The organism is Acinetobacter sp. BY419 (assembly GCF_019038395.1).
In the GTDB taxonomy this organism is placed as follows: domain Bacteria; phylum Pseudomonadota; class Gammaproteobacteria; order Pseudomonadales; family Moraxellaceae; genus Acinetobacter.
Map to the genome: position 1 here is coordinate 72,923 of NZ_JAGFXZ010000007.1, position 19,973 is coordinate 92,895.

Annotated in this window: 24 protein-coding genes; 11 read left to right on the forward strand and 13 right to left on the reverse strand. The window is 42.7% G+C overall.

Features of this window, described 5'->3' with window-relative positions; translation table 11 throughout:
- Positions 1 to 73 precede the first annotated feature (73 nt).
- The gene (gene rodA / locus KUG37_RS04510) at positions 74 to 1,213 is read left to right on the forward strand and encodes a rod shape-determining protein RodA (protein ID WP_216937331.1); all 1,140 of its coding nucleotides are present in this window, start codon (positions 74 to 76) and stop codon (positions 1,211 to 1,213) included.
- Between the two features lie 800 nt (positions 1,214 to 2,013).
- On the opposite strand, the gene KUG37_RS04515 is transcribed toward rodA, so the two are convergent.
- From KUG37_RS04515 to KUG37_RS04560, 10 genes are all read right to left on the reverse strand, one after another.
- Positions 2,014 to 2,316, reverse strand: coding sequence for a cyd operon YbgE family protein (locus tag KUG37_RS04515; protein WP_216940222.1), 303 nt, complete (start codon positions 2,314 to 2,316; stop codon positions 2,014 to 2,016).
- A gap of 3 nt (positions 2,317 to 2,319) precedes the next feature.
- Positions 2,320 to 2,421 carry a cytochrome bd-I oxidase subunit CydX gene (gene cydX, locus KUG37_RS04520; protein ID WP_216937326.1) on the reverse strand — a complete coding sequence of 34 codons (102 nt, stop codon included), beginning with the start codon at positions 2,419 to 2,421 and terminating at the stop codon, positions 2,320 to 2,322.
- Between the two features lie 25 nt (positions 2,422 to 2,446).
- On the reverse strand, positions 2,447 to 3,592 hold the full coding sequence (cydB, locus tag KUG37_RS04525; RefSeq protein WP_216937324.1) for a cytochrome d ubiquinol oxidase subunit II: 1,146 nt from the start codon (positions 3,590 to 3,592) through the stop codon (positions 2,447 to 2,449).
- Positions 3,589 to 5,208, reverse strand: coding sequence for a cytochrome ubiquinol oxidase subunit I (locus tag KUG37_RS04530; protein WP_216940223.1), 1,620 nt, complete (start codon positions 5,206 to 5,208; stop codon positions 3,589 to 3,591). Before KUG37_RS04530 ends, cydB begins: the two co-directional genes overlap by 4 nt.
- On the reverse strand, positions 5,208 to 5,399 hold the full coding sequence (gene cydP, locus KUG37_RS04535) for a cytochrome oxidase putative small subunit CydP (protein ID WP_216937110.1): 192 nt from the start codon (positions 5,397 to 5,399) through the stop codon (positions 5,208 to 5,210). The genes KUG37_RS04530 and cydP overlap by 1 nt, the downstream gene beginning before the upstream one ends.
- 443 nt (positions 5,400 to 5,842) lie before the next feature.
- Positions 5,843 to 6,895 (reverse strand): porin, encoded by a 1,053-nt coding sequence (locus KUG37_RS04540; protein WP_216937109.1) that lies wholly within the window; start codon positions 6,893 to 6,895, stop codon positions 5,843 to 5,845.
- Positions 6,896 to 7,205: 310 nt separating this feature from the next.
- On the reverse strand, positions 7,206 to 7,619 hold the full coding sequence (locus KUG37_RS04545) for an HIT family protein (RefSeq protein ID WP_216940224.1): 414 nt from the start codon (positions 7,617 to 7,619) through the stop codon (positions 7,206 to 7,208).
- 31 nt (positions 7,620 to 7,650) lie between these two features.
- Positions 7,651 to 7,920 carry a YARHG domain-containing protein gene (locus tag KUG37_RS04550; protein ID WP_216937107.1) on the reverse strand — a complete coding sequence of 90 codons (270 nt, stop codon included), beginning with the start codon at positions 7,918 to 7,920 and terminating at the stop codon, positions 7,651 to 7,653.
- 86 nt (positions 7,921 to 8,006) lie between these two features.
- Positions 8,007 to 8,882: an NAD(P)-dependent oxidoreductase gene (locus tag KUG37_RS04555; protein WP_216940225.1), complete on the reverse strand. Its 876-nt coding sequence runs from the start codon at positions 8,880 to 8,882 to the stop codon at positions 8,007 to 8,009.
- 69 nt (positions 8,883 to 8,951) lie between these two features.
- On the reverse strand, positions 8,952 to 10,049 hold the full coding sequence (locus KUG37_RS04560; RefSeq protein ID WP_216937105.1) for an alpha/beta fold hydrolase: 1,098 nt from the start codon (positions 10,047 to 10,049) through the stop codon (positions 8,952 to 8,954).
- 142 nt (positions 10,050 to 10,191) lie between these two features.
- On the opposite strand from KUG37_RS04560, the gene KUG37_RS04565 reads away from it, so the two are divergent.
- The 9 genes from KUG37_RS04565 to trpB all read left to right on the forward strand — a co-directional run bounded on the left by KUG37_RS04565 (position 10,192) and on the right by trpB (position 17,899).
- A complete protein-coding gene (locus tag KUG37_RS04565; RefSeq protein ID WP_216937104.1) occupies positions 10,192 to 11,379 on the forward strand; it encodes an O-succinylhomoserine sulfhydrylase in 1,188 nt (395 codons plus the stop codon).
- A gap of 28 nt (positions 11,380 to 11,407) precedes the next feature.
- Positions 11,408 to 11,737: a YbaB/EbfC family nucleoid-associated protein gene (locus tag KUG37_RS04570; protein WP_004731251.1), complete on the forward strand. Its 330-nt coding sequence runs from the start codon at positions 11,408 to 11,410 to the stop codon at positions 11,735 to 11,737.
- Positions 11,738 to 11,750: 13 nt separating this feature from the next.
- Positions 11,751 to 12,347 (forward strand): recombination mediator RecR, encoded by a 597-nt coding sequence (recR, locus tag KUG37_RS04575; RefSeq protein WP_216937103.1) that lies wholly within the window; start codon positions 11,751 to 11,753, stop codon positions 12,345 to 12,347.
- A gap of 178 nt (positions 12,348 to 12,525) precedes the next feature.
- Positions 12,526 to 13,668 carry an HRDC domain-containing protein gene (locus KUG37_RS04580; protein WP_216937102.1) on the forward strand — a complete coding sequence of 381 codons (1,143 nt, stop codon included), beginning with the start codon at positions 12,526 to 12,528 and terminating at the stop codon, positions 13,666 to 13,668.
- A gap of 130 nt (positions 13,669 to 13,798) precedes the next feature.
- On the forward strand, positions 13,799 to 14,104 hold the full coding sequence (locus KUG37_RS04585) for a YcgL domain-containing protein (protein WP_216937101.1): 306 nt from the start codon (positions 13,799 to 13,801) through the stop codon (positions 14,102 to 14,104).
- A gap of 21 nt (positions 14,105 to 14,125) precedes the next feature.
- Entirely contained in the window at positions 14,126 to 14,509 is a 384-nt protein-coding gene (locus tag KUG37_RS04590) for a hypothetical protein (RefSeq protein WP_216937100.1), read from the forward strand.
- A 20-nt stretch (positions 14,510 to 14,529) separates the two neighbouring features.
- Entirely contained in the window at positions 14,530 to 15,381 is an 852-nt protein-coding gene (locus tag KUG37_RS04595; RefSeq protein WP_216937099.1) for a MoxR family ATPase, read from the forward strand.
- Positions 15,382 to 15,394: 13 nt separating this feature from the next.
- Positions 15,395 to 16,582, forward strand: a complete 1,188-nt coding sequence (locus KUG37_RS04600; protein WP_216937098.1) for a VWA domain-containing protein — start codon at positions 15,395 to 15,397, stop codon at positions 16,580 to 16,582.
- A 108-nt stretch (positions 16,583 to 16,690) separates the two neighbouring features.
- Complete coding sequence (gene trpB / locus KUG37_RS04605; RefSeq protein WP_216937097.1) at positions 16,691 to 17,899, forward strand: tryptophan synthase subunit beta; 1,209 nt, start codon at positions 16,691 to 16,693, stop codon at positions 17,897 to 17,899.
- 143 nt (positions 17,900 to 18,042) lie between these two features.
- Here the strand turns inward: trpB and KUG37_RS04610 are convergent, their stop codons facing one another.
- The 3 genes from KUG37_RS04610 to KUG37_RS04620 all read right to left on the reverse strand — a co-directional run bounded on the left by KUG37_RS04610 (position 18,043) and on the right by KUG37_RS04620 (position 19,344).
- Positions 18,043 to 18,474, reverse strand: a complete 432-nt coding sequence (locus KUG37_RS04610) for a CBS domain-containing protein (protein ID WP_216937096.1) — start codon at positions 18,472 to 18,474, stop codon at positions 18,043 to 18,045.
- A gap of 104 nt (positions 18,475 to 18,578) precedes the next feature.
- A complete protein-coding gene (locus KUG37_RS04615) occupies positions 18,579 to 18,959 on the reverse strand; it encodes a DUF2750 domain-containing protein (RefSeq protein WP_216937095.1) in 381 nt (126 codons plus the stop codon).
- A gap of 151 nt (positions 18,960 to 19,110) precedes the next feature.
- On the reverse strand, positions 19,111 to 19,344 hold the full coding sequence (locus KUG37_RS04620) for a hypothetical protein (protein WP_216937094.1): 234 nt from the start codon (positions 19,342 to 19,344) through the stop codon (positions 19,111 to 19,113).
- A gap of 222 nt (positions 19,345 to 19,566) precedes the next feature.
- Between KUG37_RS04620 and KUG37_RS04625 the strand changes: the two genes are divergently transcribed.
- The gene (locus KUG37_RS04625; protein ID WP_216937093.1) at positions 19,567 to 19,929 is read left to right on the forward strand and encodes a hypothetical protein; all 363 of its coding nucleotides are present in this window, start codon (positions 19,567 to 19,569) and stop codon (positions 19,927 to 19,929) included.
- Positions 19,930 to 19,973: the final 44 nt, after the last annotated feature.

The window sequence follows — 19,973 nt, forward strand, 5'->3', positions numbered from 1 at the left end:
TCTGGCTATAGCGATCTATTCTCTATAGCTTTCACTTATAATTTTGCCATCATTCTTTTTCACCTTCTGGCCAATGATACCTTCACAGCAGTATCGGTTTTTACGTCATTCTTTGCGTGATGGACGTAGTATTAACCCGCAAGATTCATCTCGATGGACCAAGTTGCACCTTGATCCATGGTTATTGTGCTTTCTGGTTCTCAATGCAATCCTGGGTTTAATGGTGGTGTATAGCGCGACCTCCGAAGACTCCGGGATGGTCGTTCGTCAGGCGATCAGTTTCGGGATTGGTTTTGTGCTGCTGTTTATCTGTGCGCAGGTTCCACCGAAAGTCTATCAGGCGATCAGTCCATACCTGTATGCCTTTGGCATATTCATGCTGCTCCTGGTGTTTGTAATTGGTGAAAAACGTTTAGGTGCAACGCGTTGGATTACTTTGCCTGGTATTGGGAGTATGCAACCGAGTGAGGTGATGAAATTTGCCATGCCTTTGACGATGGCCTGGTATTTTGCACGTAAGCCGTTTCCTCCCAAATTTGTGCATATTGTCGGTGCATTAATTTTACTGGGCATACCATTTGTTCTGGTTGCTCTTCAGCCTGACCTGAATATTGGTTTGGTAATTCCGGGTATTTTTGTTTTATTTTTAAGTGGGATGTCGTGGCGTCTGATTGTTGGTGCAGCGGCGGCAGTGGCTGTGGCAGCACCCGTTGCATGGATGTTCGTGCTACAAGAATATCAAAAGAAACGTATTACCACACTGTTTGATCCGGAGTCAGATGCCTTGGGTGCTGGCTGGAATATTATCCAGTCCAAAATTGCCATTGGTTCAGGTGGTTCCACAGGCAAAGGCTATACTGAGGGTACACAATCGCATTTGGGTTATTTGCCTGAACATCATACCGACTTTATTATGTCGACCTATGCCGAAGAATTCGGTTTTATCGGTGTTTTTCTGCTGTTCAGTTTATTTACTGCCATTATAATTCGCTGTTTGATCATTGGTTTAAACAGCTTTCATAATTTTGGTCGTTTATATGCCGGAGCTATTGGACTGACCTTCTTCTTCTTTGTATTTTTAAACTCAGGCATGGTGAGTGGGATTTTACCTGTGACCGGAGATCCATTGCCGCTGATGAGTTATGGTGGAACAGCGGTGATTTCCATGCTGGCCGGGATGGGTATTGTGATGTCGATTCATACTCATCGTTAAATGACATACACTTATTAAGCTGGCTTAGGTCAGCTTTTTTTATGGCTAAAATATGCTATACATGCTTTGAATGATGAAAAATAATTTTATTTTGAGGGAATGAGAATTTTGGCAAAATATGTATAAATAAAGACCTAATTTGAGAGCTTTTTTTTATTGTAACTGAGAGGATTGCTGATACTTTTTGTTGTAAAAAATTCTTCTGAATTGAAAAATTAAGATCGTTGATTATTTTTTGAATTTTTAATGTATAGCCAGAAAAGTGGTGCAAGTAATACAGTTAAAATAGCAATGAGAATAACGAATGAAATGCCAAATTCTTCACCTCTTCTCATTTCAGATGAAAAATAGAACATAGAATTGACCATAATAAAGAAGCTAATACATATCGATAAAAACTTTACGAATTCTGGATGTAATTTAGTCAAGACCTATCCCTCTTTAATTTTTTAAAAATGTATGATAAAGACATAACCATTGGCATCGAAATTTAAGTTGTATATCTCTATTTTTAAATAAAATTACCATTTTATTTGCTTAAAATATAAGCGCATAAGGTTTTTATGTAAAGGTTTTTTAATGGTTGTTTTTCATATTTATTGGGTGAATAATAATCTAAAAATCAGTAGCCCGTCTGCTTGAAATTCAGCATAATATTTACTGCGTGTCTTAGTGACTTTTTTGCTAAATGTTCTTGTTGATATTATTTTGAAAATTTGAGTGAAGCATAGTTAAAACCAAATATATATAAAAGTATGGAGCTAAAAAAGCACGCCGAAGCGTGCTTTTTTATACGATTCTTAGTTGAAAAACCAAGTGTAATAACCCCACAGCATTAGTGGCCAGGCCAAAAACGGACTAAATAGCCATTTCCAGAACCAGTGGCGGGGCACAAAGCCTACGCCATGGACAAAGCCTCCAGAAATACCAATCATGATATACATCATGGCACTATGGCTATATTCACCGTTGGCATCCAGCATTGCAGAGGGATGAACCAATAACACTGCTGCGAGAGGAAAAGCCAGCAGGCAGGAAATCATCATCGCAAATTTGTTTGGTTTCTTGTCTACAACGGTTTTTTCAAGCGCAGCTTCGGTCATGTTTTATTCCTCGTCCAAGTCTTGGTGTTGTTCCATGTAAATTGCAGCAATCACACTGGCAAAACACGCCATAAGTACTCCTAGAGTCCAGGCAAAATACCACATAATTTTGTCTCCTTAGAACACAGCCTTAGTACAGGCTGTGTGAATTATCTTCAATGTGTTTGTTGGTAATCACGCCCCACATCTTGTAATAACACCAGGTAGTGTATGCCAGGATGATAGGAACAAAGATACAGGCAGCAATAGTCATCACTGTTAAGGTATTTTTGCTGGATACTGCATCCCACATGGTCAGACTCACTGTAGGATTCAAGCTGGATGGCATCAAGAACGGGAACAGGGCAAAACCGGCAGTTAGAATTGCACCGACGACTGCCAGAGATGAACCCAGGAAGCTCAAGCCAGCTTTGTTTTTACCTGCTGCCAGCACAATAATTAAACCACCCAAAATGCCGGCAATCGGAGCTGCCATCGTAATTGGATAAGTCGAGTAGTTGTTCATCCAGCCAGGGTTGGCATTGGTCAGTACTTCTTTAGCGAGCGGATTGGCAACACCATTGGTATCAAAAGGAGTAACCAGTGTATAACCTTGAATGCCACCAAAGTACAACCATGCACCCGCAGCCAGGAAGGTTGCCAGGAAAATCAAGCCCATGATTTGCGTTGCTTTTGCAGAACGCTGACGTAGCTCACCATCTGTACGCAGCATCAGCCATGCACCACCATGTGCACATAGCATTGATAAACTGACCAGACCGCACACAATTGCAAATGGATTCAGCAGGGCAAAGAAACTGCCGGTATAGGTAGAGCGTACTGTTTCATCCAGGGTAAAAGGTACACCCAGGAACATATTACCGAACGCAACACCAAAGACCAGTGCCGGAACAGCGCCACCAATGGCCAAACCCCAGTCCCAAGAATTGCGCCATTTGGTATTTTTCAGTTTTGAGCGATAGTCAAATCCGACCGGGCGCAGGAACAGGGCAAACAGTACCAGCAACAGTGCCCAGTACATGCCGGAGAAGGCGGTTGCATAGACCATTGGCCAGGCAGCGAATAAAGCACCACCGGCTGTAATGAACCAGACCTGGTTGCCGTCCCAGTGCGGGGCAATGGTATTGATTGCGGCACGGCGCTCGCTATCATTTTTGCCCACAAATGGCATGATCGCCATAGCACCCATATCGAAGCCATCGGTGAGGGCAAAGCCAATCAGCAAGACACCGACCAATACCCACCAGATAATTTTGAGCAGTTCGTATTCAATCATGATTGAACCTCGCCAGTTGCGCCTTCTGGAAGAACTGCGTCTTCTTGCTCGGCTGTTACTTGAGAATTAGGTTTTTCGAAATGGTATTTACCCGTATGCAGTGAGCTTGGGCCAAGACGTGAGAACTTGATCATCAGATACATCTCAATGATCAGCAATACTGTATAGAACGCTGCCAGTGCCAGGATTGAACCCCAAACATCACCTGTGCTTAAGCTGGATGCTGAAAGATGAGTCGGCAATACTTCACCAATGGTCCATGGTTGACGGCCTACTTCTGCGACATACCAGCCGGTTTGTGCTGCAATCCAAGGTAAAGGAAGCGCAAATAAGGCAAATTTCAATAACCATGGCTTGTTTTCAGCATTACGTTTTGCTACTGCAAACGTTGCCAGAATGAATAGAAGCAGCATCAGGAAGCCAGAACCCACCATGGCACGGAATGCCCAGAACAGGCTTGGTACATGCGGAATCGTATCTGCAGCAGCAGATTTGATTTGCTCTTCAGTCGCATCGACTACATTTGGCGTGTATTTTTTCAGCAGCAGACCATAGCCGAGGTCTTTTTGTGATTCATCAAAGGCTGCTTTAAGTTCAGGTGATTTGTCTCCTGCACGTAACAGTTCTAACTGTTCATATGCAACCATACCGTTACGGATACGCTGTTCGTGCTGAGTAATCAGATCTTTAATACCGGTCACTTGTTCAGTTGTGGAACGGGTGGCAATCAAGCCCATCACATAAGGAATTCTGATTGCATAATCGGTAGTTTGCGTTTCTTCATTTGGAATACCAAATAAAGTAAATGCTGCTGGTGCAGGATGCGTATCCCATTCTGCTTCAATCGCAGCCAGTTTGGTTTTTTGGACATCACCCAGCTCATAACCCGATTCATCACCTAGTAAAATCACTGAAAGTGTAGAAGCAAGCCCGAAGATGGCTGCAATCGCAAAAGAACGGCGTGCAAACGGCAGGTCACGTTTTTTCAGCATATAGAAGCTTGAAATCGCCAGTACGAAAATAGCACCTGTGACATAACCGGCAGACACTGTATGTACGAATTTAACCTGAGCGACCGGATTAAAGATCAGTGCAGCAAAGTCTACCATTTCCATACGCATGGTTTCATAATTGAATACAGAGCCGACCGGGTTTTGCATCCAGCCATTGGCGATCAGAATCCATAGCGCAGACATGTTCGAACCTAAAGCTACCAGCCAGGTTACTATCAGATGCTGTACTTTAGACAGACGATCCCAGCCAAAGAAGAATAAGCCAATAAAGGTCGATTCAAGGAAGAAGGCCATCAAGCCTTCAATCGCAAGCGGTGCTCCAAAAATATCACCGACATAATGCGAGTAATAAGCCCAGTTGGTTCCGAACTGGAACTCCATGGTCAGGCCGGTGGTTACTCCTAATGCAAAGTTAATACCAAACAGCTTTCCCCAGAACTTGGTCATGTCTTTATAGATTTCTTTGCCGGAAATCACATAGGTGGTTTCCATAATGGCAAGCAGAAATGCTAGACCTAAAGTGAGTGGTACAAAAATAAAGTGATACATCGCGGTCATGGCAAACTGGAACCGCGAGAGATCGACCACGCTTTCAGAAATCATCAACGTGTCTCCTGGATTTGGGAAGAATTGCCGGCAATATGCTCGGCGACTTGGTTGTCAAAATTTTTAGGAATAGTAGGTGCGTCAAACCAGATACTTTTAATTATCAGCAAAAGAATAACTTTGATAATTAAAATAGCAGTTATTTCTCTAACCACTTTTTGGTTTAGATTTTTGCGAACTAAGCTCATTCGAATAAGCCTGTTTTATGACTTGTTGCATATTATTAATCTATTGTAACTAAAAAAGAAATAGGTGAAACAGTTTAAATAAATATATATTTATAAAATATTGAATTTAATGGTAATATTTTTATTCTAGCTTGATAATTATTCTAATTAAGATTGATTATTTTCTGTAACATTAGCTTATTATATACCCGACTAAAATGCTTATATTTATATATTTTAATGTAGATTGTTTTAGTGGGATTAATATGGTTTTATATTTTTTAATCAGATTAAAATGCTTGGATTTAAAATATTGGGATAAATTAATCAAACTATTTAAGTTGGTTTTATATAGGCCGGATATTAGTGTCATAATCTTTCTCATAATTTTTATTCCAATAAGACGCACAAAAAAGAACATGCTGGAAACATGTTCTTGTTCGGCTTGATGAGGCAGGTGGGATCTAGAAGTCGTAACGCATCCCTAAAGAAAGTCCCAAACTGTTTTCACCACGTGCGCCAGCTACAGCATTGCTGCGACCTTGTGCCCAAGGGCTAAGGCTTGAGTTTTCATCATTCAGTACAGTCGCAACATTGCCATAAATACGGACAGTTGGATCTAAAAGGTGCTCAAGCCCGATTGCAAGTAAAGTTGCATTCGCATCATCTGCATCGACATCACGGTGAAATACCTCACCACGCAATGAGGTTTTTGCTGCAAATTTATATTCACCCGCTATACCAAATACCTGTGCATCCGGATTTTCTTCAGAATTATCGTGTTGAAGGAATTGGTATAAACCACCCAGATTGAACTCAGGTGTGATTTTGTAGGCGCCGGCAATACGGAAGCCATCGCGCTCGCCACGAGCAGCTTCTTCTTCGTAGTGTTCATAGGCAGCAGCGAAATCAACTTTACCTTCCTTATAGGTTAAAGCGAGGTCATATGCTTTATCTTTGTTCTTTTCGCCATCTTTAGTTGCATCCGGGCTATTTGTTTCATGTAAGGAAAGTGCACCTAATACGTTAAAGCCGCTAGCAAATTTTGGTGATTTATATTCAATCGTGTTGGCATTACGTTCATCAAAACGCAGGTTGCCTACACGTGTGACGTTACGAACATCGCCGACCATATCGCCAAAGAAATTGACCGGGGCACGTGCTGCTTTAAATGGGCTGTCAAAGCGACCGATACGTGCTTGACCGAAATCACCCTTTAAACCTACGAAAGTATCGCGAGTCGCAAATTCAACATCATCGTTTGCAGAACCACTTGCAAAGTTAATTTCCTGTTCGATTTGACCGAATACGGTCATGCCATTTTCTAATTTTTGTTCAGCTTTAAAGCCCAGGCGCGATGAGTTTGAGGAAAGCCCGACTTCGTTATAATCTGCACCATCATCCAGATAATCTAAAGAAACGTGTGCGCGACCATATATTTTAACGTCAGCAGCAGCTGCCATGACAGGTGTTAAAATTGTTGCCCCGATTGCTAATGCAGATAACGTTTTTTTCATGTGTTGCTCCAATAAAGACTTTTTTATTCATCGTCTTAAAAACAAGTTTCAGTATCGTTTTGAAACATCTACTGCTCTATTGGTGCCAAGTATTCATTACAAATAAGTCAATATGATTAAGGGAATATTTCAAAAATATTAAACACAATCATTGCTTTATTTTTTAAAGGAGTGTGAGTGGGATAGAAGGCATTGATCCACATACAGATAAGTTGATGGAGATGTTATAAAAATTAAAAACAACCCAGAGTGAAATACATCAGATATAAAAAATGGAGCCGAAGCTCCATTTTTAGATGTTAAAAATAGCTTAAAGTGCTGCTTTTATTTTTTCGGCCAATGCTTTAATTTTTTTCTGATCGCCCATCTGTGCAGCATGTTTGCCCAGATTGTGCAAAGAGGTAGGAACCAGATGGAAATGTACGTGTGGAACGGTCTGACCCGCTGCGGCACCTGATAATTGCATCAGAACAATACCATCTACCCCCAAACCTTTTTCAATGGCTTTTGCAACTTTCTGTATGATTTGAATCGTATAGGCTGCAGCTTCAGGCGGTAAGTCCAGTAAAGTGATTGCCGGAGTTTTTGGAACAACCAGTGTATGACCTTCTGCCTGAGGCATGATGTCCATAAATGCAAGAACCTGGTCGTCTTCATACACTTTAATCGCAGGAAGTTCACCGCGTAGAATTCGTGCAAAAATATTCTGATCATCGTAAGTCATAAGTACATTCCTTGAGCGTCATTAAACTGAATTATTTACAGTTCAATTCTTTCTGACGATCTTTGATCGCGTCAAGACGTTGTTGCTCTTTTTCCGAGAATTTTGGCTTGGTTGTATAGCAGTTGTCATTACCGAACTTGGCTTTTGCTTCAGGGTCTTTGAAACAGAAACCTTTAGATGCATAAATCACATCGTGATCATTTTTTAATTTTTTGCACTCTTGTTCAGATGCAAAAACCGATGTCGAAGCCCCGAACATAGTTGCGATGCCAATCAATGCTGCAACAGAAAATTTCTTCATGCGAGTTTCCTCTGGGTTATCCACTATATGTGCCTGCCTACCAGTCACAATATGAGGTTTCATTATCATTATTCAATGGCGAGATATTACTCGATGGTAATATTACTCCATGATTCATACATTTTCACAGCACTGGAAAAATCACTGTTTTTATCCGACAGGTCGCTGGCTGCCTGAATCAGATTCTGGGTTAATAAAGATAACACAGGTGCAGAAAGTTTGGCTGCACGCGCGAGGTCGATTGCAATCCCGGTATCTTTGGCCAAGAGTGGCAGGGCAAAGGTTAAAGGAAAGCTTCGATTTAAAATACGCTGTGGCAATACTGTTTCGGTCACCATACTTTTACCACTTGAAGCATTAATACAGTCTAGTGCCTCATGCAGGTTTACCCCATGCGCTTTCAGGGTAGTAAAGCCTTCTGCGACGGCACACAGGTTTACAGCCATTAACATATTATTTACGGCTTTGACTGCAAAGCCTGCGCCAGATTCACCCACATGCTTGATCAGCTTGCCAAAAGCCTGCATTGCAGGAAGGGCTTTTTCATAACCCTGTGCATTGCCGCCCACCATCACCGTTAAAGTGCCATTTTCAGCACCCATGGTTTGGCCGCTCACGGGGGCATCCAGAAAGATCACCCCACGTCCAGCCAGGTGGGCTGCCAGTTTTTGCGCGGAATCTGGTACACCACTGGTGCAGTCGACCCAGACTGAACCCGATTTAAGCGACAAATTTTCCAGAAGTTGTTCTACATCGGCACTGGTGGGCAGGCAGGAAAAAATCACATCTGCCTGTGCGGCTTGTTCCAGTGTTACGGCCTGGGTGCCATATTCAGCAGCATGTTGCTCTGCCTTGTTAAAGTTGCGGTTCCAGACGTAGACCGTATCAAAATGCTTGGGCAAATGTGCTGCCATACGATAACCCATTGCACCTAAGCCAATAAATGCTACTGACTGAATCATGCTGTACCCTCTGAAAATGTTTAAATATATTGCTAAGTTTTAATGTGTTTGCTGATGCGGAAATCTACGTTAAGCATCAAGACGTTTCGAGCGTTGCGCCAACCAGGTCGTCATTTTTGGCCAGAATATATTTGCTGTTTTCTGGTTGGACATCAGCCCTAAATGGCCACCTGGAATAAGAGTAAACGTCTTATCTGGGCTACTTGTCAATTCTATCAAAGGCTTAGCTGACTGTTCTGTGACAATCTGGTCGAATTGACCGGCACCCACCAATAGGGAGCAGCTAATATTTTTAAGGTCAACGGTACGTCCATTTAAAGTAATAGAGCCTTGCTTTAAAGGATTTTGTAGCCATAAATGCAGCATCATGTCCTGATTAATCCCGCCCGGATAATCAATCATCTTATTCAGGAAGTTTCCCATGGTCGCATGTTCATAGACATCTTTGGCCTGATCCAGATTCAGCAAAAACCGCTTTTGGCTTTTGAACCAGCCGATCGGGTCAAGTAATTTGAAACCCAAGGCATTTAAAATACCCGGTGTATGAATATACTGTTTCGGAATCAGCCCTTGATGAATGGCCTGTTTTAGATTTTTATTTTTAGAAATCAGTTTATTGGTTGTAGAAAACAGTTTGCCAACACGTCCTGAAGCATAGCTGTCAATCGGGCTGCCAACCACGATCAGATTCTTGACATGTTCAGGCGAATGCAAGGCGGTATAGAGCGTGACAAACACGCCAGCCATACTCCAGCCGTGTAGGGAAATGAACTGACTACCAGAATGGTTGCAGATAGTTTCAATAGATTGAGGAATGGCAGCATCGATAAATGATAAAAAATTCAGGTGGCGATGTTTAAAGTTAAAACATTTCCATTCCACCAGATAGACATCAAACCCGCTATGCTGGAAATGCTTGACCAGCGAACGATAAGGATACAGATCATAGATATCCATATTAATCGCCAAGGGTGCAATGAACACCAGCGGTTCCTTGTATTTTTTTTCGGGTGAAGCGTAATAGCGAATCTTGCAAAACTTGGTGTCGGCAATATATTCAAACGGGTTTTTTTGAGACAGAATGAGCGAGGAGGCATTAAATATCCGGGTACTCAGGTGTTTCAATTTTTTTTGCTGGCGCTGAAAGTTTTGTTTTAACTGAATCATGTAAATAAAATATCCGTATCCGCGGGAGGATTGATCGAAGTCTAGGCAATATTCGCTTATTATGCCTTGACCTGAAATAGCTTAGGCGCTCAAAATGTTGGCAATTTTTTACAAAAGGCAGCCTGAGGGCTGAGGTAAAGCGATGAGCCAGCAAGACGATATTTCTTACCAATTAGAAACTTTAGCCATTCGTACCGGTCATACCCGCAGTTTTGAAGGTGAACATGGTGAACCGATTTTTCTAACATCGTCCTTTGTTTATGAAAATGCTGCTGAAGCCGCAGCAAAATTCTCAGGCCAGGAACCGGGCAATATCTATTCTCGCTTTACCAATCCTACTGTTGCCATGTTTGAAAAGCGACTGGCTGCACTTGAAGGTGCAGAGCGCGCCGTAGCCACCAGTTCTGGTATGGCGGCTATTATGGCAGTTGCGATGGCATTTTTAAAAGCGGGCGATCATGTGATTTGTTCACGTGCAGTCTTTGGCTCTACTGTTTCCATGTTTGAAAAATATGTCGCAAAATTTGGCGTCAGCGTTGATTTTGTTGACTTGAGCGACCTGGATGCATGGAAAAATGCCATCAAGCCTGAAACCAAACTTCTATTTGTTGAATCTCCCTCGAATCCGTTGGCAGAAGTGGCAGATATTCAGGCGCTTGCCGATATTGCGCATGCCAATGATGCTTTACTGGCGATTGATAACAGCTTCTGTACACCAGTGTTACAACAACCCCTCAAATTTGGTGCAGATCTGGTGGTGTATTCTGCGACTAAATATCTGGATGGCCAAGGCCGTGCGCTAGGTGGTGCTGTCGTCGGTAATCACAAGCTGCTTGAGGAAATCTTCGGTTATGTGCGTACTACTGGCCCGTCAATGAGCCCATTCAATGCCTGGGTTTTCCTGAAAGGCTTGGAAACTCTGCGTTTGCGCATGCGTGAACATTCAGCAAGTGCACAGCAACTGGCTGAATTTTTGAAACAGCATCCGAAAGTAGAGAAAGTTTATTATGCAGGTCTGCCTGAGCATGTGGGTCATGAACTGGCAGTGAAACAGCAGACCGGTTTTGGTGGTATTGTTTCTTTTGAAGTGAAAGGCGGTCGTGAAGGCGCTTGGACGGTCATCGATAATACTCAGTTTATCTCGATCACAGGTAATCTGGGTGATGTCAAATCCACGATTACTCATCCGGCAACCACGACACACGGTAAATTGTCGCCTGAAGCCAAAGAAGCTGCAGGCATCCGTGAAGGTTTAATTCGTGTTTCTGTTGGTTTGGAAGAGATTGGTGATATTATTCGTGATATTACTCGCGGTTTAGATCTTATCTAATTTTATAAATTTATGTTCGGAGATATTTATGAACATTAACATGTTGATGCAGCAAGCTCAGCGCATGCAAAAAGAAGTTGAAAACAATGTAAAAAAAGCCAAGGAAGAGCTGGCGCAAACTGAAGTGCATGCGGAAGCGGGTGGTGGTCTGGTGAAAGTGACCATGACTTGCCGTAATGTAGTGAAGCGTATCGAAATCAATCCTGAATTACTTCAGGATGATCCAGACATGATCGAAGACCTGATTGCAGCTGCAATGAATGATGCAGCGCGTCAGGCAGAACTGGTTTCTGATGAAAGAATGAAAGCCGCAAATTCGGGCATGGGTTTACCACCTGGCTTGGCTGGTATGTTCTAAGGAAGAATGCGCAATGTTTAGTGATCGTTTTGATCAACTCGTTCAAGCATTACGCATTTTGCCAAGCGTTGGGCCGAAATCGGCTCAACGTATGGCTTTGCATATGATAATGAAGAATCGTGAAGGTGCAGTCGGTCTGGCGCATGCATTGACTGAAGCCACCAACCACATTCATGAATGTTCAGTGTGTCATTCGCTGACCGAAGATGAAGTCTGCAATATTTGCAGTTCGCTGGATCGTGATGATGAATTGCTCTGTGTGGTGGAATCACCTGCAGATGTGATGGCGATTGAGCAAAGTGGCAGCTTTAGAGGTAAATATCATGTATTGGGCGGACACTTGTCTCCCCTCGATGGTATTGGACCGGAGGAGATAGGTATTCCGTACTTGTTGCACCGTTTGGCCAATAGTCAGGTTAAGGAAGTGATTCTGGCGACCAATGCGACGGTAGAAGGACAGGCTACTGCACATTATCTGGTAGAGGCCAGCAAGCATTTGCCAATCCACATGACCCGAATTGCCCAAGGCGTACCGCAAGGTGGTGAGCTGGAATATGTCGATAGTCATACCTTGAGTCAGGCGGTACATAACCGGATGCGCATGAAGTAAGTTTTACTTAAAAATCTTGTTAGTTTTAATATAAAAAAGATATTAATTGAAATGAAGAATCTTATGCATAAGGGTTGTTTTTTAGGAAATAGCGTGGAATAGGCGTTATTTTTTATACAAAAATTCTATAGATCAGTTAATATAGATCTATCAAGAATCTAATCTTAGACTCAGTTCTATGTTCCAATTTATTCAACATCAAAACGAATTAAATCAAGTACTAAACCTCATGGATCAGAGTTCTGTATATGGACTTGATACCGAGTTTATCAAGGTCGATACCTTGTGGCCTAAGCTGGGTGTTTTTCAGATCAATGTAGATAACAAAGTCTATTTGTTGGATGGAACCACGCTAGATCTGACCGAGTTCCTCAATAAAATTTTTAATGCTCAACAGAATATTTTTCATGCCTGTAGTGAAGATATCGACCTGATTTATCACTATACCCAGAAGAAATCGCTAAGTAATGTGTTTGATACCCAGGTCGGCATGTCATTTCTGGGGCATGGTCTGCAAGTGAGCTATCAAAATGCGCTGAAGCAGATGCTGGAAGTGGATATTGAAAAAGACCAGACCCGTTCTGACTGGCTGGCACGTCCACTTAGTTCCGAACAGTTGCTCTATGCTGCTAACGATGTGCATTATCTGGTACAACTGTCGGAAAAAATTAAACAGGATCTGGATAGAAAAGATCTGCTGGATTTTGCCTTGCAAGACTGTCGTTTTCTGACCCAGGAAATTGGTGAAGATACACCAACGGCTTTGTTATATCAGGATGTCGGCAATTACCGACATTCACGCCGTCAGCTGATGCAACTGCAGCAATTGATGGTCTGGCGCGATCAGATTGCCAAAGCACTGAATCAGCCACGCAGTTTCATCCTGAAAAATGCCAGCATGATCGACCTGGTCGAAAAGTTCCCGCGTAATAATTTTCAGCTCAGTCATGTGAAAGATATTCGTTCGAATGTAATCCGTGAGCATGGCAAAACCATTTTGGATTTACTGAAATTCCTGCCTGAACCGGCACACTGGCCACTACGTCTGGCACGTCCAATTCGCCATTCTTCCAGAGATATCGGCGAAAAAATTGATGCTATTATCCAGAACGTGGTCAATGAAACCTCAATTCCGAAAGAAGTCTTGATGCGCAAAAAATGGCTGAATGCCTTGTATCAGCATGTGGTCTTTCATAAGGATGAGCAGGATCTGCCGGAATATCTACTGGGCTGGCGTTATGAGTTATTAACTCAGCCACTGATTCAGGTATTGCATCAAGATGAATCTTATCTGTCTACCCAAATGAAAGTCAGCGAGTGATTGGCTACAGGATTGGTTAAAGAAAAGGCAATTATACAAAATCACGACTCATGCATGAGACGTGGCTAATGTTTCTGTCTTTTTTTTGATGTATCCTTGCGGTTGTTTTTCCAGAAAAGTCGTTTGAAATATGCAAGTGTCTATCTACAAATCCAGCAAAAAAAGTGAAATGTATCTGTATGTGGCGCGTCCTGCGAATGAAAGCGAAGCTGAAACATTCGAACCTTTAAGCGTTCTGTCAGAAGCCGTGCAAGCTGCATTTGGCCGTGCGACTTTTGTCATGCATCTTGAATTAAGCGAATCGCGTAAACTGGCACGTGCCAATGTCTTGCATGTCATGGATTCTATTGCAACCCGCGGTTTCTTTCTGCAAATGCCGCCCGAAGGTTTGATTGATCCCAATGCAGTTGCACCAGAAGGCTTACGCGGTGCTTAATGTTGATTCAGGAGTTGTGAAATGAATGGTTATGTCGCTGTATTAGACTCAATTCCTGAACAGAGCATTGCTGTGGCAGTTTATCTGCTTGGCAGCCTGATTGCTTTATGGTGCTGGTATGACATAACCAAGCGCCTGCCTAAACCTATGGGCGGTTTTTTGTGGATTGTGGCCTTTGCGATTCTGCTGACCCCAACGGTATCCGAGGGGCCGAATGCTTCCATTGCACCAGCGATCTTCGGTCTGTTATTCGGCATGTTGACCAAGGAACAGCCCCTGGTTTGGATTAATGCGTCACTTATTTTATTTGTCATTGGGATTGGATCTGTGATTGGCTATTGCTGGTCGACCTATGTGTCGAACAAAAGCAATATTCGTGTTCACGAGAAAAGTTCACCGCTGTAAGTAAAAAATAAGGTTCAATCATGTCTGCTGATAATCAACAATTTTCAGGTACCGATCAGTACATCGCGACTGACAGTTTAAAGCTTGCAGTAAAAGCTGCACGCAGTTTGCAAAAACCGTTGCTGGTCAAAGGCGAGCCGGGTACAGGGAAGACCTTACTGGCCGAGCAAGTAGCAGAAAGCCTGGGTTTAAAACTGATTACCTGGCATATCAAGTCCACTACCAAGGCGCAACAAGGTCTATATGAATACGATGCCGTATCGCGCCTGCGTGACAGCCAGCTTGGTGATGATCGTGTCTATGACATCAAGAACTACATCAAGCCGGGCAAACTGTGGGAAGCCTTTACCAGTGAAGAGCGCTGTGTACTGCTGATTGATGAAATTGACAAGGCAGACATTGAGTTTCCAAATGACTTGTTGCATGAACTCGATAAAATGTCGTTCTATGTGTACGAGACGGGCGAGACCATTACCGCAACCCAGCGTCCGATTGTGATCATTACTTCAAATAATGAAAAAGAATTGCCGGATGCATTCCTGCGCCGTTGTTTCTTTCACTATATCGAATTCCCGGATGAAGCCACCATGCGTGAAATCATCGATGTGCATTTTGAGAATATCTCTGCAACATTGGTGAATGAAGCTTTGCAAGTCTTCTTTAAATTGCGTCAGATTCCGGGGTTGAAAAAACCACCTTCAACTTCTGAACTGATTGACTGGCTCAGTCTGCTCATGGCTGACGACATGCCGGAAGATATTCTGCGCAATACCGACAAATCTAAAGCGATTCCACCCTTGTACGGCGCATTGATTAAAAACGAGCAGGATGTGCAGTTGCTTGAACGTCTAGCCTTTATGTCACGTCGTTAAGGGAGAAACACGCATGTTTGTGCGACTGTTTTATACCTTACGCAAATACGGCGTGCCGGTATCGACCCGCGAACTGATTGACCTGAATCAGGCGGTTGCCGCAGGACTGGTCTTTGCCGATCAGGACGAATTCTATCAGCTCGCCAAAACCGTGATGGTCAAGGACGAGCGTTATTTCGATAAGTTCGACCGCGCCATGAAAGATTACTTTGATGGTATTCAGACCTTTGATATTGATGAGCTTCTTAATCAGGTACATAAGTTACCCAAAGACTGGTTTGATCTGGAGCTTATCGAGAAACATCTGACCCCTGAACAGCGCGAAGAACTGAAAAAAGCCGGATCGCTGGAAGAACTGATGAAAATGCTCGAAGAGCGCTTGCGTGAACAGCATAAAAAACATCAGGGCGGCAACAAGATGATTGGCACTGGCGGCACTTCGCCGTTTGGTGCTTATGGTGATCACCCTGAAGGGGTGCGTATTGGTGGGCCGGGACGGAAACGCTCTGCGGTGAAAGTCTGGGAGCAGCGCCAATATCGAAATCTGGATGATGAGCAGATTCTGGGGAGTCGCCAGATGCAAATGGCGCTGCGCCGTTTGCGTAAATTTGCCCGTCAGGGTGCAGCAGAAGAGCTGGATATTGACGGAACGATTCGTGAAACGGCCAAGCAGGGTATTCTGGATGTGCAATTGGTGCCGGAACGCCGTAACCGTATTAAGGTCTTGATGCTGTTTGATGTTGGCGGTTCGATGGATGCGCATATTGCCCAGTGTGAAAAACTGTTTAGTGCAGCCAAAACCGAATTCAAGACTCTGGAATATTTCTATTTCCATAACTGTTTGTATGACTATGTTTGGAAAGACAATGTCCGTCGTTCCAGCTCACGCATGAATACCTGGGATTTATTCAATACCTATGGTCGTGATTACCGGGTGATAGTGGTCGGTGATGCCAGTATGGCACCTTATGAACTGACCTCGGTCGGCGGTTCGGTTGAATATATGAATGATGAAGCTGGGCAAATCTGGCTACAGCGTTTGCGTCAGCATTTTGATAAAACTGCCTGGCTCAATCCGGAAGAAGAAAATTACTGGCATTACACGCATAGCATTGGCTTAATCAAGCAAATTTTTGAAGATCATATGTTTCCAATGACCCTAAAAGGCATTGAGGATATGACTAAATATCTGGCGCGTTAATTCCATTTATCTATAAGTGACTTTAGCTATAGTAATTAGTGCTTTAAAACAAATTATTCTAGTATAAAGTCACTCATTATCTCTTATTTTAAAATCTCGGGCGTGATTATGTCTCATCAAATTAATGGTATTGCATTACCGAATGAAGAGGGTTTTTTTGGTCAATATGGCGGTCAGTTTATTCCACCTGATCTGAAGCAGGCCATGGACGATATTAATGTAGCCTATCAGGAAATTCGTCAGACTGAAGAGTTTCAGAATGAACTGAAAGATCTGTTTGCCCATTATGTTGGTCGTCCAAGTCCTTTATTTCATGCCAAGCGTTTGTCTGAACAGCTGGGTGGGGCGCAGATTTATCTGAAACGTGAAGATCTGAACCATACCGGCGCACATAAAATCAATCACTGTCTGGGCGAAGCTTTGCTGGCCAAATATATGGGCAAGACCAAAGTGATTGCAGAAACCGGTGCTGGCCAGCATGGTGTTGCACTGGCAACCGCATGTGCCTTGGTTGGTATTCCATGTGAAATTCATATGGGGCAGGTGGATATCGAAAAAGAACATCCAAATGTCGTGAAAATGAAGATTCTGGGTGCCAAGTTGATCTCCGTGACCCGTGGTACAGCAACCTTAAAAGATGCAGTCGACAGTGCCTTCGAAGAATATTTAAAAGATCCGAAAAATTACATCTACGCCATTGGTTCAGTGGTCGGACCGCATCCATTTCCAATGATGGTACGTGATTTTCAGTCTATTATTGGCGATGAAATTAAAGTCCAGGCCAATGAGCGTTTTGGTGCAAATCCTGACTATATTGTTGCCTGTGTCGGTGGTGGTTCTAATGCAGTAGGTGCATTTACTGCATTTTTGAATGAACCTGAGGTAAAGCTGGTTGGAGTTGAGCCGGCAGGACATGGTTTAGATACCGATATGCATTCAGCCACTTTGACCCTGGGTAAACCGAGCCAGTTACATGGTATGGCCTGTTATGTTCTGGAAGATGAACAAGGCGAGCCATTGCCAGTGCATTCAATTGCTTCTGGTCTGGATTACCCGGGTGTGGGGCCACAGCATAGCTTGCTCAAAGATTTGGGTCGGGTAGAGTACACCACTGCGACCGATGAGGAATGTCTGAATGCATTTATGACTTTATCACGTGTAGAAGGTATTGTGCCTGCACTAGAAAGTGCGCACGCGGTAGCTTGGGTAATTCGTGAAGCCGGGAAACTGCCAAAAGATATCAAGATTGTGGTCAACCTATCGGGCCGTGGTGATAAAGACTCAGATTACGTTGCAGAGAAATTAGGTTTGAACTGATTTTATTTAGAGTATTTATATAAAAAATCCCGGTACGTGTACCGGGATTTTTTATGCATCAGATATAAATTTTCAACTTGATCATATTTAAATTCAGGATATTCAAAAGGGTTTTAAATATTTAAAAAAATCCAGATGTTGTTTTAACCTGAGATATATTGCTGTAATTGTTCAATTAATTTTCGTTGATCATCCATAGCGGCTTTGACCAAATCCCCAATTGAAATCAAACCGATCAGTTTTTCATGTTCTACAACGGGTAAATGCCGCATGTGGCGATCAGTCATCAGTGACAAACAGTCTTCTACTGTGGTGGCGGTATTTACGGTAATCACTTTCGAGGTCATGATCTCATTGACTGTAGTATCAAATGAGGTTCTTTGCATCAGGGCAATCTTACGGGTATAGTCTCTTTCTGACAAAATCCCCACCACACTGTCTTCATGGGTTACCACAAGCGCCCCGATTCCTTTGTCGGCCATCAAGGTGATGGCCTCTAAAACTGTGGAATCTGGACGGATGGTATAAATAGCTTGATGCATTTTTTCACTGAGCACCTGTGCCACATTGGTCATGCTTAATCATCCTTATCGGTCAATTTATTATTAGTCCTAGAGTATGTATTCAACCTGAACATCTCTAAGTGTTTAGGTTTTAATCTTTAAAAATAACATGTTATTTAAGCAATGTGCAGTCTTTGTTGCGAAAAAAATAGATGGCGCATCTGTGCAGCAGTCAGTTTAAGTTTAGTGCCATTGGTATTGCACAGGGCTGGCGTCACATTCAGTCGCGACAAGGTCGGCAATAATGCATTTTCAAAATCTTCAGAATTGATTTTACGTGGGATGTAATCAGGCCAATGTTGCTGGGCATAATTTTTGGCATCGAGTGGATTGAGCCAGAATGGAAAAATACAGTCTTCCTGGTCACGCATCATTGCCCAGCCTTTATAATATGCACCCCATAGCTCACCACAATTCATCATGGATTTCAGCATTGTGATCTTCAGAAGAAATTCTTTGCAGATCGGATCAATTTGAATAATTGTTCGTGGTTTCATTGGAATTAAGTGCTATTGGATGACAGCCCCTATTCTAGAAACTTTATAAGTAATTACTGTTTCAGCTTTGCAAGTAATCGTAAGAAAATATGTCTTTATTGCTATTTATCGAAAAAATGGCTGAAAAAAACGCCACCTAGGCGACGTTTTTCTATGCTTGCATGGTGGCCATGTTTTGCCAGTACTGAGCTTTGAGTGAATCTCGTTCCACCCGAAAACCCTGATAATAAAGTTCTGCTAAAAAAAGCGCTGCTTTACCATGGCCGGCACGAGCTGCATCTTCGAGCTGTTTGACCGCATCGACAAAGTTCATTTGTGATTGAATAGTGTTCACAGCATCTGCATACAGATGTTCAAGATCGTGTTGAGAGAGTTGTTGTATCATATAAAAACTCCTTAATTTTAATTATGATTACAGGACAGACTCATAAGTCTAAATACAAATATAACTTAGTATTATTAAACTAATATTACAAAATAATGGAAATGTCAACTATTCGACTTTATTCGTTTACTTCAGTTATAGTTTAACTGATTAAACTATACACAACTATAAATATTATTAAGCTACATTGTAAATGGATAGCAAACAAATAAGGAGAAAGCCATGACGACAAGAACTCTAGATGGTGTGAAATTTGATATGCCACCGACTGCAGGTCAAATTATGGAGCTTGCCGATTTGCATCGCAAAAAGCTTGATGCTGCCATATTTAGCAAATCTACCCATTTGGGTGAATGTGGTCTGGCACAGCGCAAAGAAGTATATAATTTTACTCGTGAGCTGGATGAAAACCAGCGTGAGCAGTTTTATAAACTCTATAATGGCGAATTAGTCCGTATTGCAGATGAAGACCGCTTGCATCCACCTGAAGCAGAAGCAGGTTTAAGTAAATTTGCGATTCTACTCGTACTGGCAGTGGTGGCAGCGGTGCTCTATTCCACAATTCTAACCAAAGCAATGAATTAAGCTTGGCATAAGTAGATTTCCAGTCCTTGTGAATATTGAGTGTA

Bases quoted from the DNA above. Each gene is read 5' to 3' on its own strand.
- rodA (WP_216937331.1), top strand. From the start codon at position 74: ATGATACCTTCACAGCAGTATCGGTTTTTACGTCATTCTTTGCGTGAT.
- KUG37_RS04515 (WP_216940222.1), bottom strand. From the start codon at position 2,316: ATGACCGAAGCTGCGCTTGAAAAAACCGTTGTAGACAAGAAACCAAAC.
- cydX (WP_216937326.1), bottom strand. From the start codon at position 2,421: ATGTGGTATTTTGCCTGGACTCTAGGAGTACTTATGGCGTGTTTTGCC.
- cydB (WP_216937324.1), bottom strand. From the start codon at position 3,592: ATGATTGAATACGAACTGCTCAAAATTATCTGGTGGGTATTGGTCGGT.
- KUG37_RS04530 (WP_216940223.1), bottom strand. From the start codon at position 5,208: ATGATTTCTGAAAGCGTGGTCGATCTCTCGCGGTTCCAGTTTGCCATG.
- cydP (WP_216937110.1), bottom strand. From the start codon at position 5,399: ATGAGCTTAGTTCGCAAAAATCTAAACCAAAAAGTGGTTAGAGAAATA.
- KUG37_RS04540 (WP_216937109.1), bottom strand. From the start codon at position 6,895: ATGAAAAAAACGTTATCTGCATTAGCAATCGGGGCAACAATTTTAACA.
- KUG37_RS04545 (WP_216940224.1), bottom strand. From the start codon at position 7,619: ATGACTTACGATGATCAGAATATTTTTGCACGAATTCTACGCGGTGAA.
- KUG37_RS04550 (WP_216937107.1), bottom strand. From the start codon at position 7,920: ATGAAGAAATTTTCTGTTGCAGCATTGATTGGCATCGCAACTATGTTC.
- KUG37_RS04555 (WP_216940225.1), bottom strand. From the start codon at position 8,882: ATGATTCAGTCAGTAGCATTTATTGGCTTAGGTGCAATGGGTTATCGT.
- KUG37_RS04560 (WP_216937105.1), bottom strand. From the start codon at position 10,049: ATGATTCAGTTAAAACAAAACTTTCAGCGCCAGCAAAAAAAATTGAAA.
- KUG37_RS04565 (WP_216937104.1), top strand. From the start codon at position 10,192: ATGAGCCAGCAAGACGATATTTCTTACCAATTAGAAACTTTAGCCATT.
- KUG37_RS04570 (WP_004731251.1), top strand. From the start codon at position 11,408: ATGAACATTAACATGTTGATGCAGCAAGCTCAGCGCATGCAAAAAGAA.
- recR (WP_216937103.1), top strand. From the start codon at position 11,751: ATGTTTAGTGATCGTTTTGATCAACTCGTTCAAGCATTACGCATTTTG.
- KUG37_RS04580 (WP_216937102.1), top strand. From the start codon at position 12,526: ATGTTCCAATTTATTCAACATCAAAACGAATTAAATCAAGTACTAAAC.
- KUG37_RS04585 (WP_216937101.1), top strand. From the start codon at position 13,799: ATGCAAGTGTCTATCTACAAATCCAGCAAAAAAAGTGAAATGTATCTG.
- KUG37_RS04590 (WP_216937100.1), top strand. From the start codon at position 14,126: ATGAATGGTTATGTCGCTGTATTAGACTCAATTCCTGAACAGAGCATT.
- KUG37_RS04595 (WP_216937099.1), top strand. From the start codon at position 14,530: ATGTCTGCTGATAATCAACAATTTTCAGGTACCGATCAGTACATCGCG.
- KUG37_RS04600 (WP_216937098.1), top strand. From the start codon at position 15,395: ATGTTTGTGCGACTGTTTTATACCTTACGCAAATACGGCGTGCCGGTA.
- trpB (WP_216937097.1), top strand. From the start codon at position 16,691: ATGTCTCATCAAATTAATGGTATTGCATTACCGAATGAAGAGGGTTTT.
- KUG37_RS04610 (WP_216937096.1), bottom strand. From the start codon at position 18,474: ATGACCAATGTGGCACAGGTGCTCAGTGAAAAAATGCATCAAGCTATT.
- KUG37_RS04615 (WP_216937095.1), bottom strand. From the start codon at position 18,959: ATGAAACCACGAACAATTATTCAAATTGATCCGATCTGCAAAGAATTT.
- KUG37_RS04620 (WP_216937094.1), bottom strand. From the start codon at position 19,344: ATGATACAACAACTCTCTCAACACGATCTTGAACATCTGTATGCAGAT.
- KUG37_RS04625 (WP_216937093.1), top strand. From the start codon at position 19,567: ATGACGACAAGAACTCTAGATGGTGTGAAATTTGATATGCCACCGACT.